At 75.3% G+C, this 25,853-nt stretch carries 20 protein-coding genes and 1 pseudogene; 14 read left to right on the plus strand and 7 right to left on the minus strand.

What is annotated here, in order from left to right; translation table 11 throughout:
* Positions 1–74: 74 nt before the first annotated feature.
* From AC6CH9_RS03365 to AC6CH9_RS03380, 4 genes are all read left to right on the plus strand, one after another.
* On the plus strand, positions 75–1,418 hold the full coding sequence (locus AC6CH9_RS03365; RefSeq protein WP_498153646.1) for a glycoside hydrolase family 6 protein: 1,344 nt from the start codon (positions 75–77) through the stop codon (positions 1,416–1,418).
* 192 nt (positions 1,419–1,610) lie between these two features.
* Entirely contained in the window at positions 1,611–3,257 is a 1,647-nt protein-coding gene (locus AC6CH9_RS03370; RefSeq protein WP_498153647.1) for a glycoside hydrolase family 10-like protein, read from the plus strand.
* Between the two features lie 185 nt (positions 3,258–3,442).
* Positions 3,443–3,895 carry an NUDIX hydrolase gene (locus tag AC6CH9_RS03375; protein WP_498153648.1) on the plus strand — a complete coding sequence of 151 codons (453 nt, stop codon included), beginning with the start codon at positions 3,443–3,445 and terminating at the stop codon, positions 3,893–3,895.
* A gap of 128 nt (positions 3,896–4,023) precedes the next feature.
* Positions 4,024–5,811, plus strand: a complete 1,788-nt coding sequence (locus AC6CH9_RS03380) for a hypothetical protein (protein WP_498153649.1) — start codon at positions 4,024–4,026, stop codon at positions 5,809–5,811.
* Between the two features lie 21 nt (positions 5,812–5,832).
* On the opposite strand, the gene AC6CH9_RS03385 is transcribed toward AC6CH9_RS03380, so the two are convergent.
* Positions 5,833–7,041: an SH3 domain-containing protein gene (locus AC6CH9_RS03385; protein ID WP_498153708.1), complete on the minus strand. Its 1,209-nt coding sequence runs from the start codon at positions 7,039–7,041 to the stop codon at positions 5,833–5,835.
* A gap of 186 nt (positions 7,042–7,227) precedes the next feature.
* On the opposite strand from AC6CH9_RS03385, the gene AC6CH9_RS03390 reads away from it, so the two are divergent.
* Positions 7,228–8,562, plus strand: coding sequence for a CoA transferase (locus AC6CH9_RS03390; protein WP_498153650.1), 1,335 nt, complete (start codon positions 7,228–7,230; stop codon positions 8,560–8,562).
* A gap of 60 nt (positions 8,563–8,622) precedes the next feature.
* Here the strand turns inward: AC6CH9_RS03390 and AC6CH9_RS03395 are convergent, their stop codons facing one another.
* The 3 genes and pseudogenes from AC6CH9_RS03395 to AC6CH9_RS03405 form a co-directional block, all read right to left on the minus strand.
* Positions 8,623–9,558: a Ppx/GppA phosphatase family protein gene (locus tag AC6CH9_RS03395; protein ID WP_498153651.1), complete on the minus strand. Its 936-nt coding sequence runs from the start codon at positions 9,556–9,558 to the stop codon at positions 8,623–8,625.
* A gap of 98 nt (positions 9,559–9,656) precedes the next feature.
* Positions 9,657–10,412: pseudogene (locus AC6CH9_RS03400) on the minus strand (glycoside hydrolase domain-containing protein); the annotation flags it as partial.
* A 100-nt stretch (positions 10,413–10,512) separates the two neighbouring features.
* Entirely contained in the window at positions 10,513–11,934 is a 1,422-nt protein-coding gene (locus tag AC6CH9_RS03405; RefSeq protein ID WP_498153652.1) for a glutamyl-tRNA reductase, read from the minus strand.
* 50 nt (positions 11,935–11,984) lie between these two features.
* Between AC6CH9_RS03405 and hemE the strand changes: the two genes are divergently transcribed.
* The 6 genes from hemE to hemL all read left to right on the plus strand — a co-directional run bounded on the left by hemE (position 11,985) and on the right by hemL (position 19,396).
* Positions 11,985–13,145 (plus strand): uroporphyrinogen decarboxylase, encoded by a 1,161-nt coding sequence (gene hemE / locus AC6CH9_RS03410; protein WP_498153653.1) that lies wholly within the window; start codon positions 11,985–11,987, stop codon positions 13,143–13,145.
* Complete coding sequence (locus tag AC6CH9_RS03415) at positions 13,142–14,623, plus strand: protoporphyrinogen/coproporphyrinogen oxidase (protein ID WP_498153654.1); 1,482 nt, start codon at positions 13,142–13,144, stop codon at positions 14,621–14,623. Before hemE ends, AC6CH9_RS03415 begins: the two co-directional genes overlap by 4 nt.
* A gap of 174 nt (positions 14,624–14,797) precedes the next feature.
* Complete coding sequence (hemC, locus tag AC6CH9_RS03420; RefSeq protein WP_498153655.1) at positions 14,798–15,916, plus strand: hydroxymethylbilane synthase; 1,119 nt, start codon at positions 14,798–14,800, stop codon at positions 15,914–15,916.
* Positions 15,913–16,953, plus strand: a complete 1,041-nt coding sequence (locus AC6CH9_RS03425) for a uroporphyrinogen-III synthase (RefSeq protein ID WP_498153656.1) — start codon at positions 15,913–15,915, stop codon at positions 16,951–16,953. The genes hemC and AC6CH9_RS03425 overlap by 4 nt, the downstream gene beginning before the upstream one ends.
* Positions 16,950–17,984: a porphobilinogen synthase gene (hemB, locus tag AC6CH9_RS03430; protein ID WP_498153657.1), complete on the plus strand. Its 1,035-nt coding sequence runs from the start codon at positions 16,950–16,952 to the stop codon at positions 17,982–17,984. Before AC6CH9_RS03425 ends, hemB begins: the two co-directional genes overlap by 4 nt.
* The gene (hemL, locus tag AC6CH9_RS03435; RefSeq protein ID WP_498153658.1) at positions 17,981–19,396 is read left to right on the plus strand and encodes a glutamate-1-semialdehyde 2,1-aminomutase; all 1,416 of its coding nucleotides are present in this window, start codon (positions 17,981–17,983) and stop codon (positions 19,394–19,396) included. The genes hemB and hemL overlap by 4 nt, the downstream gene beginning before the upstream one ends.
* Before the next feature lie 118 nt (positions 19,397–19,514).
* On the opposite strand, the gene AC6CH9_RS03440 is transcribed toward hemL, so the two are convergent.
* The 3 genes from AC6CH9_RS03440 to AC6CH9_RS03450 all read right to left on the minus strand — a co-directional run bounded on the left by AC6CH9_RS03440 (position 19,515) and on the right by AC6CH9_RS03450 (position 21,963).
* Positions 19,515–20,108, minus strand: coding sequence for an HdeD family acid-resistance protein (locus AC6CH9_RS03440; RefSeq protein WP_047231987.1), 594 nt, complete (start codon positions 20,106–20,108; stop codon positions 19,515–19,517).
* 139 nt (positions 20,109–20,247) lie between these two features.
* Complete coding sequence (locus tag AC6CH9_RS03445) at positions 20,248–21,348, minus strand: DUF2330 domain-containing protein (RefSeq protein WP_498153659.1); 1,101 nt, start codon at positions 21,346–21,348, stop codon at positions 20,248–20,250.
* Positions 21,349–21,480: 132 nt separating this feature from the next.
* The gene (locus AC6CH9_RS03450; protein ID WP_498153660.1) at positions 21,481–21,963 is read right to left on the minus strand and encodes a hypothetical protein; all 483 of its coding nucleotides are present in this window, start codon (positions 21,961–21,963) and stop codon (positions 21,481–21,483) included.
* A 238-nt stretch (positions 21,964–22,201) separates the two neighbouring features.
* Here AC6CH9_RS03450 and AC6CH9_RS03455 point away from each other — a divergent pair, with 238 nt between their 5' ends.
* The 3 genes from AC6CH9_RS03455 to AC6CH9_RS03465 all read left to right on the plus strand — a co-directional run bounded on the left by AC6CH9_RS03455 (position 22,202) and on the right by AC6CH9_RS03465 (position 25,733).
* Positions 22,202–22,540 carry a metal-sensitive transcriptional regulator gene (locus AC6CH9_RS03455; RefSeq protein ID WP_141389926.1) on the plus strand — a complete coding sequence of 113 codons (339 nt, stop codon included), beginning with the start codon at positions 22,202–22,204 and terminating at the stop codon, positions 22,538–22,540.
* Between the two features lie 24 nt (positions 22,541–22,564).
* Complete coding sequence (locus AC6CH9_RS03460) at positions 22,565–22,951, plus strand: heavy-metal-associated domain-containing protein (RefSeq protein WP_498153661.1); 387 nt, start codon at positions 22,565–22,567, stop codon at positions 22,949–22,951.
* A 76-nt stretch (positions 22,952–23,027) separates the two neighbouring features.
* Positions 23,028–25,733 (plus strand): heavy metal translocating P-type ATPase, encoded by a 2,706-nt coding sequence (locus tag AC6CH9_RS03465; RefSeq protein WP_498153662.1) that lies wholly within the window; start codon positions 23,028–23,030, stop codon positions 25,731–25,733.
* Positions 25,734–25,853: the final 120 nt, after the last annotated feature.

Raw genomic sequence — 25,853 nt, forward strand, 5'->3', positions numbered from 1 at the left:
CGCACCCTGCCCGGCGCTCCCCGACAGTCCCTACCGTGGCGGTGTCCTGACCCCGAGGCGACGGAGCCCCGAGCATGAGAGCGACCCCCTCCACCCGACGACCACGTACGGCGACGTTCGTCGCCGCTGTCGCGACCCTCGCGACGCTGGGCGCCACGGCGACCGCCGGCGCGGCGCTCGCGACGTCCGGCGCGGCCACGCCCTCCGCGACCTGCACCGTCGACTACCGCATCACGAGCTCCTGGTCCGGCGGCTTCCAGGCCGACGTCACCGTCACGAACCTCGGCGCTCCGCGCTCGGGCTGGGAGCTCGCCTGGGACCTGCCGGCCGGCGAGAGCATCAGCCAGCTCTGGAACGGCACGCTCGTGCGCGACGGCGGCCGGGTCACCGTGGGCGACGTCGGCTGGAACGCGTCGCTCGCCACGGGCGGCAGCGCCTCCTTCGGCCTCGTGGGCACGGCCGCGTCCGCTCCGGCCGCGCCCGCGAGCTTCACGCTCGACGGCGTCGCGTGCGGCGGCGACGCCCCGCCCGACCCCACCGACCCGCCCGACCCCACCGATCCGCCCGGGACGCCGGGGGACGTGACGTTCCACGTGGACGAGACGAACCAGGCGTGGGAAGCCTGGCAGGCGGCGTCGGGCAGCGACCGGGACCTGCTCGCGAAGATCGCGCTCACGCCGCAGTCGTCGTGGGTCACCGACGCGGACGCGCAGGTGTCGCGCGCCAAGGTCGCCGCGTTCACCAGCGCGGCCGCGGCCGAGGGCACGACGCCGCTCCTGACGGTCTACGCGATCCCCGGCCGCGACTGCGGGTCGCACTCCGGCGGCGGCACCGCCGAGGCGGCATACCGGAGCTGGGTCCAGACGGTCGCGTCGGGCATCGTCGGCGAGCCGTGGGTCGTCCTCGAGCCCGACGCCCTCGCCCAGCTCGGCGACTGCTCCGGCCAGGGCGACCGCGTGGGCATGCTCCGCGACGCGGCGCGCATCCTGACCGACGCCGGCGCGCGCGTCTACGTCGACGCGGGCCACTCCGCGTGGCTGAGCCCGGCGACCGCCGCGGCCCGCCTCCAGCAGGTGGGCCTCGACGACGCCGTCGGGTTCGCGCTCAACACGTCGAACTACCGCACGACAGCCGAGTCGCGAGCGTACGGCGAGCAGGTCGCCGCGCTGCTCGGCGGGGACGTGTCGTTCGTCGTCGACACGTCGCGCAACGGCAACGGGAGCAACGGCGAGTGGTGCAACCCGCGGGGTCGCGCGCTCGGCGACCCGCCGCGGGCTGTCGACGACGGCACGCACCTCGACGCTCTGCTGTGGGTCAAGCTGCCCGGCGAGAGCGACGGGTCGTGCAACGGCGGGCCGCCCGCCGGCCAGTGGTGGCACGAGGTCGCGCTCGAGCTCGCACGCAACGCGACTTGGTGATCGGACGCCCGTCGAGCCTGACCCTGCTCGCCCTCGAACACGACATCGCTGCCGCTATCGCCCGGATAACGGCAGCGATGTCGTGCTCGGCGCCTCCGGGGGGCCTGAGAGATGCTGTTGGAAACCTTCACAGAGTGATCTATCTGTGAAAGTATCTTCCACACGCCTCGATCGATCCGGAGGATCTCAGCAATGACGCTCGACGCTCCCTCGTCCCCCGCCTCGCCCCACGACCTGCCGCGCGCGGGCGTCGGACGACGGCAGTTCCTCACGCTCGCGACCGCCGGGGTGGCGGCGAGCACGCTCACCGTGACGGTCGGCGCGCTCACCCCGGCCGCCGCGCTCAGCGCACCCGGCATCGCCCACGCCGCGGCGACCGCCGCCCCGGCGCCGCGCAAGCGCGAGCTGCGCGCGATGTGGATCTCCAGCGTCGTGAACATCGATTGGCCGTCCGCGTCCGGCCTGACGGCGGACCAGCAGAAGGCCGAGCTCCTGCGCTGGCTCGACGTCGCCCGCGACTTCCGGCTCAACGCCGTGTTCGTCCAGGTCCGCCCGGCGGCTGACGCGTTCTGGCCCAGCCCTTACGAGCCGTGGTCGCAGTACCTCACGGGCGTGCAGGGCCGGGACCCGGGCTACGACCCCCTCGCGTTCGTCGTCGAGGAGTGCCACCGGCGCAACCTCGAGATCCACGCCTGGTACAACCCCTACCGCGTGTCGATGCAGGCCGACCCGGCCAGGCTCGTCCCCGAGCACCCCGCGCGGCAGCACCCGGAGTGGGTGTGGGCGTACGGGGGCAAGCTCTACTTCGACCCGGGCCTGCCCGCGGCGCAGGAGCACATCAAGAACGCGATCCTGCACAGCGTCGAGAACTACGACATCGACGGCGTGCACTTCGACGACTACTTCTACCCTTACGCCGTCGCGGGCGAGACCATCCCGGACGCCGCGACGTTCGCGGCCCACGGTGCGGGCTTCGACCGGGTCGAGGACTGGCGGCGCCACAACGTCGACACGTTCGTGCGGTCCATCTCGCAGCGCATCAAGCAGGCGAAGCCGTGGGTCAAGTTCGGCATCAGCCCGTTCGGCATCTGGCGCAACGCCTCCACGGACCCGCGCGGCTCGCAGACGGGCGGCTCGCAGTCGTACGACATGCAGTTCGCCGACACGCGCAAGTGGGTCCTCGAGGGCTGGCTCGACTACATCAACCCGCAGATCTACTGGCAGTTCGGGCTCGCCGTCGCGGACTACGCGAAGCTCGTCCCGTGGTGGGCCGACGTCGCCGCGCAGTCCGGCACGCACCTGTACATCGGCGAGGCGCTGTACAAGGTGACGTCCGGCGTCTTCACCGACCCGGCCGAGTTGTCGAACCACCTGACCTTCTGCGGCGAGCAGGAGCACCCCGTGCACGGCAACGTGTACTTCTCCGCCAAGCACGTCCCGGCCGACCCGCAGGGCTCGATGACGCGCGTCCGCGACGACCACTACCGGTACCCGGCCATCGTCCCCGCGATGCCGCACCTGCCAGGGACGAAGGTCCGCACGCCCTTGCTCGCGTGGGCGGGCTGGCGCGACGACGGCATCCGCGTCCACTGGACCGACGCAGGTGGCCGTCGGTTCGCGGCGACGTCGTTCGCGATCTACCGTGCTGACGGGTGGGTGAAGCACGTCGACACCGAGAACCCGGCGAACCTCGTCGCGACGCAGCGGGCCGAGGGACGGGTGGTCCAGGACTTCCTCGACCCGACCCCGGTGCGGGGGCGCCGCTACACGTACGCCGTGACCGCGCTCGACCGGGTCTGGAACGAGTCCGCACCGAGCGCGGTCCGCTGGTCGGTGTGACGATCGTCGTGCCGGGCCTCGGCCCGGCACGATCGCCCTTCGCCGGAACTGGGGCCGCGCGAGGGGCAGGCCCGACGGCGCGTGGCTCGCTGGGTGCGCCACGCGCCGTCGGGGGTCCCGGTCGTGAGCCGTCGATGCCGGACGGCGTCGCAGAGACAGCACGGTGGAGATGGCACAGTGAGGGCGTGACTCCGCACGGCCTTCCCCGCACCGACTCCTCCCCCGAGCCCGCGACGCTGCCGCCGCTGCGCACCGTCGGCTGGGTCAACGTCCGCGACGGGCGCCTGCTCGCCGTCCGCACGACCGGCAAGGACCGCTTCTTCATGCCGGGCGGCAAGGTCGAGCCCGGCGAGTCGGACGCCGAGGCCCTGGTGCGCGAGATCCACGAGGAGCTGGGCGTCCGCCTCGACCCGGCGTCGGTCCGCCCCGCCTTCGTCGCCGAGGCCCCCGGTCACGGCCTCGGCGGGCGGGTCGTACGCATGCACTGCATGTACGCCGAGCCGGTCCCCGGCTCCCCCGAGCCGGCGCCGAACGCCGAGATCGCGGAGCTCGCGTGGCTCACGCCGGCCGACGCGCACCGCGTCCCGCCGGCGGGCCGGATCGTCCTCGACCGGCTCGCGGGGGTCCTCTCCGCCTGACCCCGCGCGGTGCGCGCGTGCCGCGCTCGGCGTCCCATGGGGACCTCGCCCCATGAGCCGGGCGAGACGCGGCGGCGGCCGCCCGCGTACGCTCCGGATGCACGATCCGCAGCGACAGAGGGACGACCATGGGGTTCTACGGTGCCGACATCGGCGAGCTGCGCGCGCTCGCGCAGAGCCTCACGACGGCGTCCGAGGCGCTCACCACGACGCGCAGCACCCTCGACTCGACGGTGAGCGGCGCCCGCTGGGCGGGCCCGGACGGCGACGAGCTGCGTGGCCGCTGGTCGGCCGAGCTCGGCCCCGCGCTGGCCGCCGCGACCGCGACGCTCCGCGACGCGGCGGACAAGGTCCGCAAGAACGCCGACCAGCAGGAGAGCGCCAGCTCCGACGGCACGGGCGGCCCGGGCGGGGGCGGCAGCGGTGGGCCCGGCGGTGGTCCGGGCTCCGGTGGCGGCCCAGGCGGGGGCGGCGGCTCGGGCTCGGGCGACGGCAGCCCGGGCGGCCCGAAGGTCACGGTGAAGGGCGACCACGAGTCCGGCACGGACAACTCGAGCCTGGGCAACCCCGCGACGGAGGGCACCGACGCGAAGGTCGGGTTCGGCGTGTCCCACGACCCGGAGAGCGGCGAGACCACGTACTCGGGCAGCGGCTCGCTCTCCGACTGGATGAAGACGACGAACGGGTCGAAGATCTCGTTCGGCGTGAACGGCGGTGCGGAGTACACGGTCGGGGAGAAGTCGGAGGACGGCTTCACCACGTACACGTCCAAGTCCGACGTCTCGATCGGCGTCGAGGGCGGCGTCGACAAGGGCGGCACGGGCGTCAGCGGCGGGTACACGACCGGCGTCACGTCCGAGTACACGGTCAAGGTGCCCGACGACGCGGGCGTCACCGACCCCGGGAGCATCAACCCGTTCGACCCCCGGAGCATGCCTGTCGGCTCGTCGGTCACGATGGACGGCGGCAGCTACTCCGAGACCGAGCTCAACGCGGCGTTCCGCCACATCGCCGTCGAGTCGTCGGTCAAGGACGCGAGCGGCGTGACGAGCCTCATCGAGCGCACGGGCGACGACACGGTGCGCGTGACCGCGGGCCCCACCGAGGCCATCGCGAACCACGCGGGCCTCGGTCTCGACTTCGACGCCGTGAAGGTCATGCTCGGCAACACGACGTCGCTCGACGGCGCGTCGCTGCGCAGCGCCGAGTTCGACCTGTCGACGCCGGAGGGCCAGGCCGCGTACGACACGTACCTCGTCACCGGCGAGATCCCCGCCGATGCGTCGACCGGGATCTCCGGCACCACGAAGATCGAACGGGTCGAGTTCGACTCGACGTCGACCGTCGGCTTCGACACTCCCGTCGGCGGGGCCGAGTGGGAGATCGGCAAGAACACGGGCTCGCTCGTCGCGACGACCAACCCCGACGGCAGCACGGAGCAGCTCCTCACCGCGACGTACGGCGACCGCGGCGACTTCCGCATGTCCCAGGCCTTCGACGCGTCAGGGACCGAGGACGTGTCCGCACGGACGTACTCGTTCGACGTCACGGCCGACGACATGTCGTCGCAGTACTTCAACACGAAGGAGTTCTCGGGCTTCTCCCCGTCGAGCGAGGTGTCGTCCGGCCAGCAGGTGACGATGACGCTCACGGAGTCGCAGATGAACCGCCTCGCGGACAGCGTGCGCACGGCGGTCGAGAACGACAGCCTGGGCATGCAGACGCGCATGATCGTCACCGACTACGACATGAAGCCGCTCACCGACCCGTACCAGCTCGCGACCAGCCTCGCCCGCGCGGCGGACTCCGACCTCGAGCTCGTCATGATGATCTCGGAGATCAACGCCGCGGGCGACGGGTCCGCCACCGACCGCTCGGCGGCCCGGTTCCCCGGCACCGTCACGGTCAGCCGCTGACCCGGTCACGCCACCGGGGCGTCAGCGCGGCTTCGTGGCCGAGAGGTAGGACGTGGACACGTAGCCCGTACGGCCGCCCACGGTCACCTTGAGCCAGCCCTTCGACGCGGTGCCCGCATGCGTGACCGCGGTGCCGCGGGACAGCTTGGTGACCACCTTGGCCGACGTCGACGGCGTCGCCCTGAGGTTGAGCACCGACGCCGTGACGTACGACGTCTTGGCCTTCGGAGGCGCGGGGGCCGGAGCCGGCTTCGCCGGGGCCGACGGCGCGCGCGTCGACGTGTACTGGGCGGAGACCCACCCCGTCCGACCGTTCGCGGTGACCTTGAGCCAGCCGCCCGAGGTGGACGTGACGGAGAGCTTCGTCCCCTTCGGGAGCCGGGCGAGCACCGACGACGACGTCGTCGCCGACGCCCGGAGGTTGAGCGAGGCGGCAGTGACGTAGCGCGTCGCGACGGGCCGGGAGACGGGAGCCGTGCTGACGGGCGGGGGCTTGGTCGGGCCGACGTACGCGGCCGAGACCCACCCGGTGTAGCGGCCGTACGTGACCTTGCGCCACGAGCCGCTGCCGTCGCCGGGCTTGCCGACCACGGCGGCACCGCGCGGCACGAGAGCCAGCACGGCGGTGTTCGTCCCCGCGCCCTTGCGGAGGTTGACGGCCGTGTTCGCGTAGTACGTGCACGACTTCGCCGTCGGCCGAGCAGCGACCCTGGTCGCGCTGCGGCCGAGGTCGACCCCCTTGCCCTTCAGGTAGGCGAGGGGGTCGGTGTGCGACGCGCCCGACCCGTAGGTGCCGTTCCAGACCTCGAGGTGCAGGTGCGGGGCGGTCGACGTCCCCGTCGAGCCGACGTCCGCGATGCGCTGCCCCGCCTTGACCTTCTGCCCGACCTTGACGTACTTGTCGCCGTCGATGACGTGCCCGTAGACGCTCGAGACCGTCTTCCCGCCGACGGCGTGGCGCAGCACGACCCACTGCCCGAACCCGCTGACGCTGCCCGCCCGGAGCACGACGCCGTCGGCGATGGCGTTGATGCGCGTGCCGGAGGCGGCGCTGAGGTCCTGGCCGAGGTGCCAGGTCGAGGCGTTGGCGATCGGCATGCAGCGCGGGCCGTAGTAGGAGGACACCGCGTAGGTGCGAGCGCCCAGCGGAGTGACGACCGCGCCGGCGGCCGCGCTCGCCCCCGGCGCGACGAGCACCGCACCGAGCCCGGTCGCGAGCGCCGTCGCCATCACCACGCCCACCGCTCCCGACCGGAGTCGCGGGTACCGCATCATGTGTGCCCCCTGCAAAAGTTCGTGACATGCCCGGCGTGTCGGGTTGACACGCCTCCAGCACGGTACGTCGAGACTCGTCGGCGCGCACGCGCAGGTGTGAACGCTCACCCGCACGGAGCGGGTCAGGCGTAGCGTCGTCCCGTGGGAAGCACGACGGCACGTACCGGGCGCGGCCTGCTCGCCGCGACGCTGCCCGTCCTGGGCCTCGCGGTCGCGTCGGTCGTCGCCGTGCGCGACGCCGCGGCCCGCGCGGGCGGGTTCGACGCCGGCCCGCCTCCTGACCCCGAGCGGGTCGCCGCTGCCTTCGCGAGCGACCGGCTGCTCCGCGTCGACGGCGCCCCGGTGGACGGCTTCGCCCCGCTCTCGGGCTTCTTCCGGACGGCGGACGGCTGGGTCCGCACGCACGCGAACTACCCGCACCACCGCGCGCGGCTCCTCGCGCTCCTCGACCTCGCCGACGACGTGGGCAGCACCCCGACTCGCGACGACGTCGCCGCCGCCCTCGCCGCGCGCTCGGCCCAGGACGTCGAGGACCGCGCGGCCGACGTCGGGGCGATCGCCGTGCGCGTGCGCCCGGAAGAGGCGTGGCGCGCGTCCGCGCCCGGTCGCGCCGCGGCGTCGGCCCCTCCCGTGCGGCGCGCGGAGCGCGACGACGCCGCTCCCCCACGCCCGCTCGCACGCGGGCCGCAGCCGCTCGCCGGGCTCCGGGTGCTCGACCTGACGCGCGTCATCGCGGGTCCTGTCGCGACGCGCACGCTCGCCCTGCTCGGCGCGGACGTCCTGCGGGTCGACCCACCGGGGCTCCCGGAGATCGAGGTCCAGCACCTCGACACCGGGCAGGGCAAACGGTCGACGCTGCTCGACCTCGCGACGCACGACGGCCTCGCCCGCGCCCAGGAGCTGCTCGACCACGCCGACGTGCTGGTGACCGGCTACCGCCCCGGCGCGGTCGAGGCGTTCGGGCTGCGGCTACCACCGGGTGCGGTGCACGCGCGCGTCACGGCGTGGGGCGACGACGGCCCGTGGGCCGGGCGGCGCGGCTTCGACTCGATCGTCCAGGCGGTGAGCGGGATCGCCCTCGTGGAAGGGGCGCGGGACGGGGCCGCTCCCGAGGACGCGATCCCGGGAGCCCTGCCCGCCCAGGCGCTCGACCACGCGACCGGCTACCTCCTCGCGGCCGCCGTCGTCGACGCCCTCGCGGACCGCGCGACCGACGGCCGGGGCCGCGACGTCGACGGCGCGCTCGTCCGGACCGGCCACGCCCTGCTCGCGGCCCCCGGCCGCGACCCCGCGCACGACGCACCGCGCACGCCGGGGCCACGCTGCGTCGTCGAGCACCCGGCGCGCCTCGACGGCCGCGAGGTCGTGGCGACGACGACCCGCCCCGCGCTCGACCGCCTCGGCGACGCCCGGGTCGACGACTACCCCACGTCTGCCCGGCCGTGGGGCACCGACGAGCCGCGGTGGACGGCGTGAGCGTCGAGCCCCGACGTCGCGGTCCGCACGCGACCCCTGAGCGTGCGTGCCGCGCCGGCGTCAGCTGTGGTCGAGGCGACGCAGGATCGCGCCCTCGCGCAGCGCCCACGGGCAGATCTCGACCTCGTCGACGCCGAGCGCGCGCATCGTCTCGACCGCGACGACGCCACCCGCGACGATCTGGAACGTGCGCTCGGGCGTGATGCCGGGCAGCGCGGTGCGCCCCTCGGCCGTGATGCGCGCGAGCCGCGGCACCCAGTCGGCGAGCTGCGAGCGCCGCATGCGCCACCGGTCGTCGGGTCCGACGGCCTCGGTCTGCATGCCCGCGAGCCGCGCGAGCGAGCGGAAGGTCTTGGACGTCGCGACCACGTGGTCGGGCGCGGGCAGCGCCCGGAAGGCCTCGACGGTGGGCGCGAGCGTCGCGCGCACGTGCTCGCGCAGCGCCTCGACGTGCTCGGGCGCGGGCGGGTCGTCGGGCAGGAACGCCATGGTCATGCGCCCGGCACCGAGCGGGAGGGACGCGGCGAGGTCGGGCTCCTCGTCGACGCCGGACGCGATCTCGAGCGAGCCGCCGCCGATGTCGAGGACGAGCAGACGGCCCGCGGCCCAGCCGTGCCACCGCCGTGCGGCGAGGAACGTCAGGCGCGACTCGTCCTCCCCGGACAGCACGCGGACCGGCTGGCCCACGCGCTCGCCGATCGCCGCGAGCACCTCGGGGCCGTTGGTCGCGTCGCGCAGGGCCGACGTCGCCATGGGCAGCATCTCGTCGACCGCGGACTCGCGCGCGAGCGCCATCGCGTCGTCGACCGCGGCGAGCATCGCCGCGACGCCCTCGGGTGCGAGCGACCCGTCCGGCCGGAGGTAGCGCATGATGCGCACGACCGTGCGCGCCCCCGCGGCCTGTACGGGGCGCGCCGCGTACGCGGCGTCCACGACCGCGAGGTGCACGGTGTTCGAGCCGATGTCGAGGACGCCCAGTCGCGTGGTGGTGCTCACCCGGCGAGCCTAGCGGCGCGGCGAGGGCCGCCGCCGGGCGGGTTGCCCGACGACGGCCCTCGTCCGGTGCGCGGCGCGCACCCGCGCTGGCTCGGCGCTCAGTCGCAGGCCAGCGCGTCGTACGCCGCGTCGACCGTCGACGTCGTGCCGTCTGCGGCGACGACCGTGACGGTCGCCGTGCCCGCCTCGACGGACGTGGCGCGCGTCGTGAACGACTGGTAGGCGTTCTTGCCCGGCTGCACGTGCCGGACCGTCCGCTCGCCGAACGGCGTCGTGAGCGTGACGTCCACGGGCTCGTCGGCCGTGCTGGTCGCGCGGACCGCGACGAACGCCCGGCCGCCGAGGCAGCGCGCGCTCGCCTCGACCTCGACCGGCGCGGGCGGGGCGACGGCGGAGACCGACGGGATGCGGTCGGCCGCCCCGGTGCCCCACGTGAGGCCAGCGCTGGTGTCGGACAGGTCGAAGTCGAGCGTGCCGCCGTCCTGGAGCGCCGCGACGTCCAACCACGCGGCGGTGTGCGCGACGCCGTCGACCTCCAGACCGGCGACGTAGCTCGGCAGCTTCTCGTTCGCGCCCGTCGCGTCGATGCGCAACGTCGCCCCGGCGTCGGTCGTGAGGGTCGCGGCCTGCACCTTGGGCGCGTTGAGCGCGAGGATGCCGGAACCGGGCATGACCGGCTCGAACCCGAGCGACGCCATGACGTACCAGGCGGCGAGCGTGCCGAGGTCGTCGTTCCCGACGCCGCCGCCCGGGGTGTCCGGGAAGCGGTTGAGGTTCGCGGCGAGGACGTCGTTCGTCTTCCACGGCTGGCCCACGTAGCCGTAGAGCCACGCGTTCATGATCGTCGGCTCGTTGCCGGGGTCGTAGCGCTATGACGGCGCTGTCAATTGCGTGCCCCGGCGAACGGCTCGGTCGAGCGAAGAAGGCGCAGAGCGCCGAACCTGGAGTGACTCCTCAGCGCGCGGCGGGCGCGGGGAGCGGCCCCGGGCTCGCCGGCCGTGCCGTACCCGCCGCTTCGTCGGCGAGCGCCTGCGCGTCCGCGACGACGGCGCGCTCCTCCGCCTGCGCAGCCGCGACGGCCTCGGCGCGGGCCTCGACGATCGCGCGGTGCAGGTCGGCGTGGACGCGACGTCGCACGTCACGCGCGATCTCGTCGGCCTCGTCCGGCTCGACCGGGTCGCCGTCCGCCTCGCGCAGCGCGACGACGTCGGCCACCTCGAGCGCGATGCGCCGCTCCGCGTCGGCGAGCAGTGCCACGACCGCGGTGTCGGCGGCGCGGCCGAGCCGCGTCTCCTCGAACGCGCGCGTCGCGTCGTCCACGATCGCGCGCGCCTGCACGACGAGCTCCGACGCGATCGACGGCGAGTGCGCGGCGAGCGTCGCGAGGTCGTAGAGCAGCACGCCCTCGACGTCCGCGACGCGCGGGTCGACGTCGCGGTGCAGCGCGAGGTCGAGCACGACGGTCGGGCGGGCCGCGGGCTCGTCACCGGCGCGGACCGCGGCGCGCTCGCGCGCCCGGACCACGGCGGCGGCGTCGAGCACGTGCTCGATGGCCTGCTCACGGCGGTCGGCGCCCCCTCCCGGACGCGCGGCGTCCGCCGCGAGCGCCCGCCCGCGCGCGCCCGAGCACGACACCACGAGGTCGGCGTCCTCGAGCGCGGTGACGAGGTCGGTCACGGCCTCGACGCCGCGCGCGGCGGCGAACTCCTCGGCCCGGCCGGACTGCGAGTAGACGCGCACGTCGTCGCACCCGAGCGCGCGCAGCGCCGCGAGGCTCGCGCCCGCGTACGACCCCGTCCCGATGAGGACGGCCCGCACCTGGTGCCACGGCGGCAGCTCGGCCGCCGCGAGGTCGAGGCCCAGCGCGACGACGGAGCGACCCGCGCCGCCGAGCGTCGTCTGCGTGCTGACCCTCTTGGACGTGCGCGACGCCGTCTGGAACAGGAGCTCGAGCGTCGAGGAGGTCACGCCGTCGGCGTGCGCGGTCTCGAGCGCCCGCTTCACCTGGCCGGCGATCTCGCGCTCGCCCACGACCATCGAGTCGAGGCCCGACGCGACCGCGAACAGGTGCTCGGCGACCTCGGTCCCTGCGCGAGCGCGGAACGAGGCGAGCGCCTCGGCCGGGGCGACGCCCGACGCGTCGGCGACCATGCGCGCGACGTGCTCGGTCGCGTGCTGCACGCCCGTCCCGTCGAGGGGCGCGTCCACGTCGAGGTACAGCTCGAACCGGTTGCACGTCGCGAGGACGACGGCACCGGTGATCACGTCGCACGCCGCGACCGCGGAGCCGCCGATCGAGTGGGCCCCGGTGGAGAGACGTTCCAGGGCGTCGAGGTCGAGCTCGTGGTGGCTGGCCGTGAGGGAGAGAAGAGCCACAGTGCCTCCGATTTAATCATTCCACCGGGAGGGAGGCAGAATCGGTAGCTGTGATTCCTGTCGCCCTTTCCTCGGGCCATCCCCTGACCGACGGCCGCACGGACCGTTCGCCGCTCCTGCAGGCGCTGCGCGCGGGCACGACGGGAAATCGCCCGGAAATCACACCGGTGTGGTTCATGCGCCAGGCGGGCCGCTCGCTGCCCGAGTACCGCGCGGCGCGCGAGGGCGTGAGCATGCTCGACTCGTGCCTGCGCCCGGACCTCGCGTCGGAGATCACGCTCCAGCCGGTGCGTCGCCACGGCGTGGACGCAGGCATCTTCTTCTCGGACATCGTCGTGCCGCTGCGGCTCGCGGGCGTCGAGGTCGACATCGCGCCGGGCGTCGGGCCGGTCATGGGCCAGGCGTACCGGACGCCCGACGACGTCGCGCGGCTGGTGGAGACCGAGCTCACCGAGGAGTCGCTCGCCCCGATCCGGGAGGCCGTCGCGCTGACCGTCGACGCGCTCGGCACCACGCCGCTGATCGGGTTCGCGGGCGCGCCGTTCACGCTCGCGGCCTACCTCGTCGAGGGACGGCCGTCGCGCGACCACCTCGCGGCCCGGGCGCTGCTGCGCGGCGACCCGGAGACGTGGCAGCGCCTCGTCGACTGGGCCGCCGACCTCACCGGCACGTTCCTGCGGACGCAGGTTCAGGCGGGCGCGAGCGCCGCCCAGCTCTTCGACTCCTGGGCGGGCTCGCTCTCGCTCGCGGACTACGCGGCGGGCGCAGCGCCGGCGAGCACTCGCGCGCTGACCCACGTCGCCGACCTCGGCGTGCCGGTCGTGCACTTCGGCACCGGGACGGGCCACCTGCTGCCCGCGATGCGCGACGCCGTCGCCGCGGCCGGGGTGCAGGACGTGGCCGTGGGCGTCGACTACCGCACGCCGCTCGACGACGCCGCCCGGTTCCTCGCCGACGGGCACGCCCCCGTCCCGGTCCAGGGCAACATCGACCCCGCGCTGCTCGCCGCGCCGTGGGACGTGCTGGAGGCGCACGTGCGCGACGTCGTGCGACGCGGGCGCACCGCGCCCGGGCACGTGGTGAACCTCGGCCACGGCGTCCCGCCGGACACCGACCCGGACGTCCTCACGCGCGTCGTCGGCCTGGTCCACGCGCTCGGCGCAGACTGGACGGGACAGGACGAGGCGCACGAGGAGGCGACCCGACGGTGAGCACCGAGCCGACGACGTCCCGCACCTCCCCCGGGACCGTCCCCGAGGAGGTGGACGCGGTCGTCGTCGGCGCGGGGGTCGCGGGACTCACCGCGGCCCGGACCCTGCGCGAGCAGGGGCTGCGCGTCGCCGTGCTCGAGGCCGCCGACGTCCCCGGCGGACCCGTCCGCGGCGGCGACCTGCCCGGCCTCGACGGTGTCCGCGTCGACCTGGGAGCCGAGTCCTTCGCGGCCCGGGGCGCGGCCGTCGGCGACCTGGTCGCCGCGCTCGGCCTCGACGTCGTCGAGCCGTCGGGCGCGGGCGCCTGGGGCTACGCCGCCGGCCACGCCTACCCGCTGCCCCGCGCGGGCGTGCTCGGGATCCCGGCCCACCCGTGGTCGACCGACGTGCGCCGCGCGGTCGGCGTCGGCGGGGCGCTGCGCGCGAGCCTCGACCGCGTCCTGCCCCGCCGCTTCACGGACCTGCGCACGCTCGAGACCTTCGCTCGCTCGCGCATGGGAGCACGCGTCACGGAGCGCCTCGTCGCGCCCGTGGCGGCCGGCGTCCACTCGGCGCCGCTCGACCGGCTGGACGTCGCCGCCGTCGCGCCGGGGCTGCGCGAGGCGTTCGAGCGCGAGGGGTCGCTCGCGCGTGCCGTCGCGTCGCTGCGCGCGCTCGCGCCCGCGGGGTCCGCCGTGCGCGGCATCGACGGCGGCATGCACCGGCTCGTCGAAGAGCTCGCGGCGGGCGCCGACGTGCGGCTGCGCCACGAGGTTACGGAGATCGCCCGCAGGGAACCGGGCGGTGGGCCTTCCGGCGGCGACGCGTCCTCCGGATCCTGGGTCGTCGGCGCGCAGACGCCCGACGGGCCGCTCGAGCTCGCCGCGCCGCGGCTCGTCGTGACGACCCCGGCGCTCGTCGACGTGCTCGGCCCGCTCGTCGGCACCGCGGCGGACCTGCTGCCCGACCCGGAGCCCGGCGCGGACGTCCGCCTCGTCACGCTCCTGCTCCGTGCGCCCGAGCTCGACGACGCGCCGCGCGGGACCGGCCTGCTCGTCGCCCCGCCGCACCGGGACGCGGGCCGCGCCGCACCGCCGTCGGACGTCGAGGCCAAGGCGCTGACCCACTCGACCGCCAAGTGGCCGTGGCTGCGCGACCGCGTGCGCGGCGCCGTCGGGCCGGGCCACCACGTGGTGCGGCTCAGCTACGGACGCATCGGCGCGACGACGGAGCCCGACCTCGACCGGGTCGTCACCGACGCCTCGCGGCTGTTCGGCGTGGACCTGCACGGTCGCGTGCTCGGGCACGTCGCGACGCGCTGGAACGGCGCGCTGCCCCCGCCGACGCCCGCGTTCCGGCGCGAGGTCGCGGCGTTCGTCGCGCGCGTGGACGCCGTCCCCGGGCTCGCCGTGACCGGGGGCTGGATCGCGGGCACGGGGCTCGCGGCGATCGTCGGGCACGCGCAGGAATGCGCGCGCGGCCTCGCCGTGGTGGAGTGAGGTAATCCTTACCGGAATCCCGAGAAAGGGGTTCGGCAATTCCTCAGGAATTGTCCTGACACATTGTCGGGACGTTCCTGACCGAGCGTCAGGACCACGTCACTCCCGCGGGCATTTCCCGCGCCGTGACGTGCGCATTTCCGTGCACCGCCGAAGTGGGGAGAGACTGGGACCGTGAGCCCTGCAGGTACCCCTCCCCTCCGCGTGGGCACGCGCGGCAGCGCCCTCGCGACCACCCAGACCGGCCACGTCGCCCGACGCCTCGAGGAGCTGACCGGCCGGGACGTCGAGATCGTGCGCATCCGCACCGACGGCGACGTCCTCACCGGGTCGCTCGCCCAGATGGGCGGCACCGGCGTGTTCGTCACCGCGCTGCGCGAGGCGCTGCTCGACGGCCGCTGCGACGTCGCGGTCCACTCGCTCAAGGACCTGCCGACCGAGCCCGCACCCGGCCTTACGGTCGTGACGCCGGAGCGCGAGAACCCGCGCGACGTGCTGTGCGCGCGCGGCGGTCTCACGATCGCGACGCTCCCGCGCGGGGCCCGCGTCGGCACCGGGTCGCCGCGCCGGGCCGCGCAGCTCCGCTCCGTGCGGCCCGACCTCGACGTCGTGGACATCCGGGGCAACGTCGACACGCGCCTCGCCCGCGCGCTCGGCCCGGACGCCGACCTCGACGCCGTCGTGCTCGCCTACGCGGGGCTCGCGCGGCTCGGCCGGCTCGACGCGGTGTCCGAGGTCGTCGACACCGCGATCATGGCGCCCGCCGCCGGGCAGGGCGCGCTCGCGGTGGAGGTGCGCACGTCGTCGGTCGACGACCCCGTGCTCGCGCGCGCCCTGCACGACCTCGACCACGAGCCGACGCGCCTCGCCGTGCTCGCCGAGCGGTCGCTGCTCGCCCGCCTCGAGGCCGGCTGCGCCGCGCCGGTCGGCGCGCACGCCCTGGTCGAGGACGGCGAGGTCGTCCTGACGGCCGTCGTCGCCCGGGTCGACGGCGTCGAGCAGCTCACGCACTCCGGTCGCACGACGGTCCCGGTCGGCGCGTCCTCCCAGGACGTGCGGGACGACGCCGCTCGCACCCTCGGCGTGCGCGTCGCCGAGGCGCTCCTCGCCGACGGCGCCGCCCGCCTCGCCCCGCTCCGGGAGACCGGGACCGGGTCTGCAGGGTCGGCCGGGTCGGTCGGGTCGGCGACGGGAACCGCCCCGGACGCCGACGCCGCCCCGTCGCCGGACCGCGCCGTCGAGACCGCGCGCGAGCAGCTCCGCGACGGCGGCTACCGCGGCGAGGCGGAATGACCCCGGGCCCCCTGCGCGACCCGTCGCGCGGCCCCGCGCCCGTCGTGCCGCCCCCGCCGGAGCGGCCGACGCCGCGCGGCGACACCGAGACCGCCAGTCAGGCGTCGGTCCCGCATGCCGCGAGCGCGCCGCTCACCGGCCGTACGGTCCTCGTCCCGCGCGCGCCCGAGCGCGCCGCCGGGCTCGCTGCGATGCTCCGCGGCGCCGGCGCGAACGTCCTCGTCAGTCCCGCGATCGAGCGCGCCCGGGTCGAGGACGCCGCCCCCGTGGACGGGGCCGTCGCCCGCCTCGCGCACGGCGACTTCACCTGGGTCGTCGTGACGAGCGTCAACGCGATCGACGAGCTCGTCGCGAGCGCCGCCCGCCAGGGTGTCGCCCTGGGCGACGCCGCCCGCCAGGCCCGCTGGGCCGCCGTCGGGCCCGCGACCCGCCGCGCCCTGGAGGCCGTCGGCATCCAGGTCGACCTCGAGCCGACCGAGAACTCGGCCCGCGGCCTCGTCGCCGCCTTCGCGGCCCTCGCCTCGACCGACCACACCTCTACCTCGCCGGACCAGGCCTCTATCTCGCGAGGTAGAGGGCTGGTACTCCTGCCGCAGGGGGACCTCGCCGCGTCGACGATGCACGACGGCCTGCACGACCTCGGGTACGTCCCGCACGTCGTCACCGTCTACCGCACCGTCACGCACGCCCTCGCGCCGGAGGTCGTCGCGGCCTGGCGCGCGGGCGAGGTGGACGCCGTCGTGCTGACCTCGGGGAGCGTCGCGCGCGAGGTGGCACGGCAGCTCGGCCCGCGCGACGACGTCGTGGGCGTCGCGATCGGCGACCCGACCGCCCGGGCCGCGCGCGACGTCGGGCTGCGGCTCGATGCCGTCGCGGAGCGCCCGACCGACGCCGCGCTGGCCGCCGCGCTCGTCGGCGCGCTCGCCGCCACCACCCGCACCACCGCCGGCTCCGCCGCCCTGCCCGACGACCCGGCCGCTCCCCCGGCCGCCGGCACGACCGGCGTCGACCCGACCTCTGAAGGAGACCCCTCGTGACCCACCAGCTCCCCGTCGGGCACCACCGACCGCGCCGCCTGCGCACGAGCCCGCGCGTGCGCAGGCTCGTCACCGAGACGCGCGTGCACGCGTCGGACCTCGTGCTCCCCCTGTTCGTCAAGGAGGGCCTCGACGCGCCGCGCCCCATCTCGTCGATGCCGGGCGTCGTGCAGCACACCGAGGCGACGCTCGCGGACGCCGTGCGCGACGCGGCGCGCGCGGGCGTCGGCGGCGTCATGCTGTTCGGCATCCCCGCCGAGCGCGACGCGACCGGCACGCAGGCGGACGCCGAGGACGGCATCCTGCAGCGCGGCATCCGGGTCGCGGTCGAGGCGGCGCGCGAGCACGCCGGTGGCGGGCCGGTCGTCATGGCCGACACGTGCCTCGACGAGTTCACCGACCACGGGCACTGCGGCGTGCTGACGACCGGGCGCGACGGGTCCGTCGTCGTCGACAACGACGCGACGCTCGACCGCTACGCGTCGATGGCCGTCGCGCAGGCCCGCGCGGGCGCGGACGTCGTCGCGCCGTCCGGGATGATGGACGGCCAGGTCGGCGTGATCCGGGAGGCGCTGGACGCGGCGGGGTTCGACGACGTGGGCATCCTCGCCTACTCCGCGAAGTACGCGAGCGCGTTCTACGGGCCCTTCCGCGAGGCCGTGGACTCGGCGCTCCAGGGCGACCGCCGCACGTACCAGATGGACGCGGGCAACGCGCGCGAGGGCCTGCGCGAGGCGGACCTCGACCTCGCCGAGGGCGCCGACATGGTGATGGTCAAGCCCGCGGGGTCGTACCTGGACGTGCTCGCCGCGGTCGCGGAGATGTCGCCGGTGCCCGTCGCGGCGTACCAGGTGTCGGGCGAGTACGCGATGATCGAGGCCGCCGCCGCGAACGGCTGGATCGACCGGCGCGCCGCCGTCACGGAGTCGGTGCTCGGCATCAAGCGCGCCGGCGCGGACGTGATCCTCACCTACTGGGCGACGGAGCTCGCGGGCTGGCTGGACGAGAACGACGGAAGGACGCGGGCATGACGGACACCGGAGGCTTCGGGACGGCGGAGGCCGTGCAGGCGGAGAATGCGGCGCTGTTCGGCGCGACGGGCGCGGGCGGGGCGGACAACCACGCCGCGTTCGTGCGCGCGCAGGGCGTGCTGCCGGGCGGCGTGAGCTCGCCGGTCCGCGCGTACGGGTCCGTCGGCGGCGACCCGCGGTTCCTGGCCTCGGCCCGGGGCCCGTACGTCACCGACGTCGCGGGGCGCGAGTACGTGGACCTCGTGTGCTCGTGGGGCCCGGCGCTGCTCGGTCACGCGCACCCGGACGTCGTGGGGGCGGTCCAGGAGGCCGCAGCCCGGGGGCTGTCGTTCGGAGCGCCGACGCTCGGCGAGGTCGAGCTCGCGGAGGAGATCCGCCGTCGGGTCCCCGCCGCGGAGCGCGTACGCCTCGTGTCGACGGGCACGGAGGCGACCATGACCGCGATCCGGCTCGCGCGCGGCGTGACCGGGCGCGACGTCGTCGTGAAGTTCGCCGGCTGCTACCACGGGCACGTCGACGCGCTGCTCGCGGAGGCGGGCTCCGGCGTCGCGACGCTCGCCCTGCCGGGCTCGGCGGGCGTCACCGAGGCGACGGCGGCCGAGACGCTCGTGCTCCCGTACAACGACCTCGCCGCGGTGGAGGCGGCGTTCGCGGAGCGCGGCTCCGAGATCGCGGCCGTCATCACGGAGGCGTCGCCCGCCAACATGGGGGTGGTCCCGCCCGCGGAGGGCTTCAACGAGGGCCTGCGCCGCATCACGGCCGCGCACGGCGCGCTGCTCGTCCTCGACGAGGTGCTCACGGGCTTCCGGGTCGGGCCGAGCGGCTGGTGGGGCCTCGAGAACGCCGTCCTGCGCGGCCAGGGCGCGGACGGCTACACGCCCGACCTGTTCACGTTCGGCAAGGTCGTGGGCGGCGGGATGCCCGTCGCCGCCGTGGGTGGCCCGGCGACCGTCATGGACCAGCTCGCGCCGCTCGGGCCCGTCTACCAGGCGGGCACGCTGTCGGGGAACCCGGTCGCGGTCGCGGCGGGCCTCGCGACGCTGCGCCTCGCCGACGACGCGGTGTACGCGCGCGTGGACGAGGTCGCGGGCGTGCTGTCGTCGGCCGTCGGCTCCGCGCTCGACGCGGCGGGCGTCCCGCACCGCGTGCAGCGGGCGGGCTCGCTCTTCTCGGTGTTCTTCGGCGACCTCGCCGCGAGCGCCGGGGTGCGCGACTACGCGCAGGCCCAGGCGCAGGAGACGTTCCGGTACCGGGCGTTCTTCCACGCGATGCTCGACGCGGGCGTGAACCTCCCGCCCTCGGTGTTCGAGGCGTGGTTCGTCTCCGCGGCCCACGACGACGCCGCGGTGACCCGCATCCTCGACACCCTCCCCGCCGCCGCCCGCGCCGCCGCGGAGGCCACCCCGGCCTAACCCGCGGCCCGGCCCCGCCCCCGGCCCCGGCCCCGGAGGGCGCCGAACACGACGTTGGTGTCGTTATCCGCCGGACAACGACACCAACGTCGTGTTCGACAGCACGAAATCGCGTGCGTCAGTAGGTCGCGGCCTTGCCCGCCTGCCTGCCGAGCGAGCGGATCTGGACGCCGAACGCGATGAGCATGACGCCCCAGAGGATCGCGAAGATCGCGAGGATCCAGACGATCGACACGAGGCCGGCGTTGACGTTGAACAGCACGAGCAGACCGAAGACGAGGCCCAGGAGGCCGGCGAAGACGCCCCAGCCCCAGCCGCTGCCCGGGACCTTGCGCAGGTCGAGGCTCGCGACGGTCTGGAACAGGCCGTAGACGACGGCCCAGAAACCGACGATCCACGTGAGCACGATCGCGGTCTTGCCCGGCCACACCAGCAGCACGATGCCGACGGCGAGGCTGAGGACGCCCATGGTCACGAGGAACGCGGTGCCGCTGCCCGTGCCGCGGCGCCGGATGCCCTCGATGATCTCGACGATGCCGTCGACGACCGCGAAGATGCCGATCACCCAGATGATCACGGCTGCGGTCTTGTCCGGCCACGCGAGCGCGATGATGCCGAAGAGGATGGCGAGCACCCCGCGGAGCACTGGCCAGTACCAGACCTGCTTCGCGGTGCTGGAGAAGGCGGTGAGGATCGGGTCCTGCGTCGTCATGGTCACTCCCCGTGCTAGGTGACGGGCCGGCTCACCGGCGGCCTGGGGCCTGTGTCGCCTCCCGCTTCGCCTCCATGGAACACCCGGAAATCCCGCGTGTCGCGGCGAAGCGCGCGTTTCGCCCGCTCGTGCCGAACGGTCACGCCCGCGCGGGGCGGGGCGCGAGGGCCGGCGCGGGTGCGCGCCGCCGTCGTCCCGACCAGACCACGAGGGCGGCGAGCGCCAGCACCGCCATGAACGCGAGGACGGGTCCGGCGAAGAACGGGCCGATCCGCTTGTCGGCCACGACGGCGAAGGTCGGCGCGTAGGCGACGTCCGCCGCGGCCTGCTCGAAGGCGAAGTCGGAGACGATCTCCGTCCCCGGGTCGGTGAAGACCTGCTCGTGCGACGTGACGAAGCTGCCGGCGGCGAGGAGCGCGGCGAGCTCGTCCGAGCTCACCGACGCCGGGTCGACGCGCCCCGCGAACCGCACCGTGGGCTCCTGCGCGGCGGCGGTCGCGTCGGTGCGGTCGACCCGGTGGTCGGCCAGCACGTACGTGCGCGTGCTCTGGGTGTCGTCGGCGACGGCGGACATGCGCATGGGGTAGACGAGCGAGCCGCTCGCGAACGAGACGCGCAGGGGCTGCAGCGTCCCGTCGAACGCGGCCGCCTCCTCCGGTGCGAGCCGGGCGGCGACGAACGACCAGCCCTCGCTCACGTAGGGCGCGAGCGCGGTCCGGATCGACTCGGGAAGCTGGAAGCCTCGCTCCGTGAGCCACGCCCCGAGCTCGCCCGGGTCCGTCGCCGCGAGCGTCGTGACGTCGAGCGGGCCGAGCCGGACCTCGTCGAGCACCGCGACGCCCCCGGCGCCCGCCCCGTCGGCGCCCGCGGCGCCGAACCCCAGCTCGGGCCACCACCGGTAGTCGGAGACGACGGCGCGGGGCTGCGTGAGGTCGTCGAGCTCGCGGAACACCTGCGGGTCGGCGAGCGCGACCTCGGCCGGCGCGGGGGTCGGCAGCAGCAGCCCGACCTCCGGCGCGTTCGACAGCGCGTCGAGCTCCAGCAGCATCGTCTCCGTCGTGCCGTCCCACTGGAGCACCGCCGTCTCCTGCGAGACCGACGTGTCGTACGCGGGTCCGTCGACGAGCCCGCCGCACGCGCACGCGACGGCGGGCGGTGCCGCGACCACCGCCCCGCCCGCCAGCGCGAGCGCGACGACCGTCGCGCGGACCGCCCGTCCTGCCCCGGTTCCCCTGCCCATGCTTGGGAGGCTAGGGGCGCGCCAGCGGCCTCGCGCGCCGAGTTCCGAATCGTGATGGGGCCGTGACAGCACCGTGACCGGGGCTGCTCCGACCGGGCCGCGGGCCGCCGTCGGGCGGCGCCGCGCAGCCCGTCAGGCGACCGCCGCGCTCACGCCGAGGTGCACCAGGACGCCGAGCACGACGGCCCAGGCCGTCACTGCGACGACCCCCCACGCGAAGACGCGGGCGCGGGGCGCGCCGAACCCGACCATCGCTGCTGCGGTGACGTGGCTCGGCAGCAGCAGGGGCCCGAGGAGGCTCACGCCCGGCACGCCGTACCGGTCGAACACCTGGCGCATCCGCTGTCGCTTGGGCGACTGCTGCGCGGCACGTCCGCGCGTGACGCCCGAGCGTGCAGCCCCGATGAGCCAGACGACCAGAGCGAGGGCGATCGCGTTGCCCACCACGGCGGCGAGGATCGCGACGACGGGGTTCACCCCGGCGACGACCCCCAGGATCGCCGCCCCCTCGGCCTCGACGTACGGGATCGCGCCCGCGAGGAGGACTCCGACCCAGCGCAGCAGCGGCGGAAGGCCCTGGGTGAGCTCCTGGAGCCCGGTGACGATGTCGGTCATGGCACGCCTCTCGTAGTGGGTGCCTCCAGCCTCTCGGCGCCGCGGGGCCGGCGACAGTGCGTCCGCTCATCGCGGGAGATGGACCCGTCACCACGCGGCCGTGACAGGTGTCACGACCGCCGTCGTCGGGCGAGGACGAGCGGCGTACCCTTGGGGGGTATCCATCGGTTACCCTGGTGGGGTATGAGGCGACGATCGAACCGCCGTCGCGGCACCGCGCCTGGACGAGGAGGAGAGCATGACCGACACCACCGAGGCCCCGGCCGTCGAGCACGAGCACGCGGCCCACACCGGTCCGCACGGCTACGCGTCCGACAAGGAGGCGTACCTCAAGCGCATGCGCCGCATCGAGGGCCAGGTGCGCGGAATCGCCCGCATGATCGACGAGGACGTCTACTGCATCGACATCCTCACGCAGGTCTCCGCCGTCACGAAGGCGCTCCAGGCCGTGAGCATCGGCCTCGTCGAGGACCACCTCGGCCACTGCGTCGTCGACGCGGCCCGCCAGTCCGAGCAGGAGGGCGCGGCCAAGGTCAAGGAGGCCGCCGACGCCATCGCCCGCCTCGTCCGCAGCTGACCCACCCCACCACCGAGGAGCACCATGAGCACCGTCACCACCCTGGGCGTCACCGGCATGACCTGCGGCAACTGCGTCGCGCACGTCACCAAGGACCTCGAGGCCGTCGCCGGCGTCGAGAACGTGAGCGTCGAGCTGCGCGTGGGCGGCGCGTCCGAGGTCACGGTCTTCTCCGACGACCCGCTCGACGAGGCCGCGCTGCGCGAGGCCGTGGACGAGGCGGGCTACGAGGTCGCCTCGCTCGAGGTCCAGGAGGACGCGCTGGCCGCCCAGTACGCCGAGCAGGCCGCCGAGAAGCAGGAGGCGCACTCGTGCGCGTGCGGCTGCGGCACCGCGCCGAGCACGTCCACGGGCGACGCCGCCGCTCCGGCGACGAAGACCTACGACCTCCAGGTACCTCCCCGCGCCTGACCGGTCGCCCCCGGCGCCCGCTCCCCCGGACCGCCGTGGTGACCTCCCCCCGAGCACCCGTCGAGGAGTCACCCGCATGACCGCCCAGCCCACGCCCGCCCCGACGACCGCCACCCCGCCGGGCGACGTCGACGGCCGACCGTTCGCCGAGGTCGACCTCGCGATCGAGGGCATGACCTGCGCGTCGTGCGTCGCGCGCGTCGAGAAGCGGCTGAACCGCGTCGACGGCGTCACCGCCACCGTCAACCTCCCGCTCGAGAGCGCGCACGTCGTCCTCACGTCCGACGTCACCGACGCGGACCTCGTCGCCGCGGTCGAGAAGGCCGGCTACACCGCCCGCGTCACCACCCGCCACGACCACGCCCCCACCGACCAGGGTTCTCCCTCGCGGGACCACGGCTCTACCTCGCGGGACCACGGCTCTACCTCGCGGGACCACGGCTCTACCTCGCAGGACCACGGCTCTACCTCGCGGGACCACGGCTCTACCTCGGCCGACCGAGGCGAGACGGCCGCAGGACTGACCGAGCAGCCGTCGACCCCGCAGGCCACGCGCGAGGGTGAGACGGTCGCCGGACCCGACCCGGGTCCGCGCGACCGAGGCGCCGTGCTGATGCAGCGCCTGCGCGTCGCGGCGGTGCTGACGGTCCCGGTGGTCGCGGTCTCGATGATCCCCGCGCTCCAGTTCACGGGCTGGCAGTGGGTCGTCGCGGCGCTCGCGCTGCCGGTCGTCACGTGGGGCGCGTGGCCGTTCCACACGGCGGCGTTCCGCGCGGCGCGGCACGGGGCGTCGACGATGGACACGCTGGTCTCGCTCGGCGTGGTCGCGGCGACGCTGTGGTCGCTGTGGGCGCTGCTGCTCGGCGGCGCGGGCGAGCTCGGGATGCGGATGCAGCCGACGCTGATCCCGTCCCGCGACGTGATGGGCCCGCCGGAGCTGTACTTCGAGGTCGCGGCCGTCGTCACGACGTTCCTGCTCGCCGGCCGGTACGCGGAGCACCGGTCGAAGCGGCGCGCGGGCGACGCGCTGCGGTCGCTGCTCGAGCTGGGCGCGAAGGACGCGGAGCGGGTCGTGCTCGGGCCGGACGGCTCGCCCCGCACAGGCCCCGACGGCGCGCGGGTGACCGAGCGCGTCCCGGTCGCGGACCTCGCGGTGGGCGACGTCTTCGTCGTGCGGCCGGGCCAGAAGGTCGCGACGGACGGCGTGGTGCTGGAGGGGTCGAGCGCGGTCGACACGTCGCTGCTCACGGGCGAGCCGGTGCCGGTGGACGTCGGCCCGGGCGACGACGTGACGGGAGCGACGGTCAACGCGGCGGGCGCGCTGCTGGTGCGTGCGACGCGCGTGGGCGAGGAGACGACGCTCGCGCAGATCGGGCGGCTCGTCACGCAGGCGCAGACGGGCAAGGCGCCGGTGCAGCGGCTCGCGGACCGGATCTCGGCGGTGTTCGTGCCGGTCGTGCTCGCGCTCGCGATCGCGACGCTCGTGGGCTGGCTCCTCGCCGGGGCGGGCACGCAGCTCGCGTTCACGGCCGCCGTCGCGGTGCTCATCATCGCGTGCCCGTGCGCCCTGGGTCTGGCGACGCCGACGGCCCTGCTCGTCGGCACGGGCCGCGGCGCGCAGCTCGGCGTGCTCATCAAGGGCCCGGAGATCCTGGAGTCGACGCGGCGCGTGGACACGGTCGTGCTCGACAAGACCGGCACGGTCACCCGGGGCGCGATGGCGCTCGAGGCGGTCGTGACGCCGTCGGGCAGCGTGCCGCTCGACGCGCTGACCGCGGACGGTCGCGCCCCGGCGCGACGAGACGCTGACACGTCGCGCCAGGACGACGCGCGCGACGCCCTGCGGCACGCCGGTGCGGTCGAGGCGCTCAGCGAGCACCCGATCGCCCGGGCGATCACGACGGCCGCCCGCGACGTGGCCGCAGTCCCGTCGCCCGGCGGCGGGGACGTCCCGGTGGGGGCCGACGGCGTCGCGATCGGCTCGCTCCAGGCGTTCGACTTCCGCAGCGCCCCGGGCGGCGGGGTCGAGGCGGTCGTCCGCACCGCGCACTCCGGCCTCTCGCTCGGCGAGGGCGGGGGCCTCACCGCGCGGCGCGTGCTCGTCGGGCAGCCGTCGTGGCTCGCGCGCGAGGGTGTCGCGAGCGTCCCCGCGCTCGACGACGCGTTCGCCGCCGCCGAGGCGACGGGGGCGAGCACCGTCGTCGTCGCGTGGGACGGCCGGGCGCGCGCGGTGCTCGTGCTGCGCGACCCCGTGAAGCCGACGTCGGCCGAGGCCGTCGCCGAGCTGAAGGGCCTCGGCCTGCGGCCCTACCTGCTCACGGGCGACGGCGAGGGCGCGGCCCGCGAGGCGGCGCGCGCCGTCGGGATCGCGGAGTCGCACGTGGTCGCGCGCGTGCTCCCCGACCAGAAGGTCGACGTCGTCGCCCGGCTCCAGCGCGACGGGCGCGTCGTCGCGATGGTCGGGGACGGCGTGAACGACGCGGCCGCGCTCGCGACGGCGGACCTCGGGCTCGCGATGGGGACCGGGACGGACGTCGCGATCGAGGCGAGCGACCTCACGCTCGTGCGCGGCGACCTGCGCAGCGCCGCGACGGCGATCCGGCTCTCGCGCCGGACCCTGCGCGTCATCCAGCAGAACCTGTTCTGGGCGTTCGCGTACAACGTCGCGGCGATCCCGCTCGCGGCGGCGGGCCTGCTCAACCCGATGATCGCCGGTGCGGCGATGGCCGCGAGCTCGGTCCTCGTCGTCGGCAACTCGCTCCGCCTGCGCCGCGCCACCTGACGCCACGACCCGCCCCACACGCACGACCCCACCCGCCGCCGAACACGACATGAGGGTCGCTATCCCGGGGATAACGACCTTCATGTCGTGTTCGGCGCCTTGCGAGGGCGGCGCCTCGCG

This window comes from Cellulosimicrobium sp. GQ32 (genome assembly GCF_059758455.1).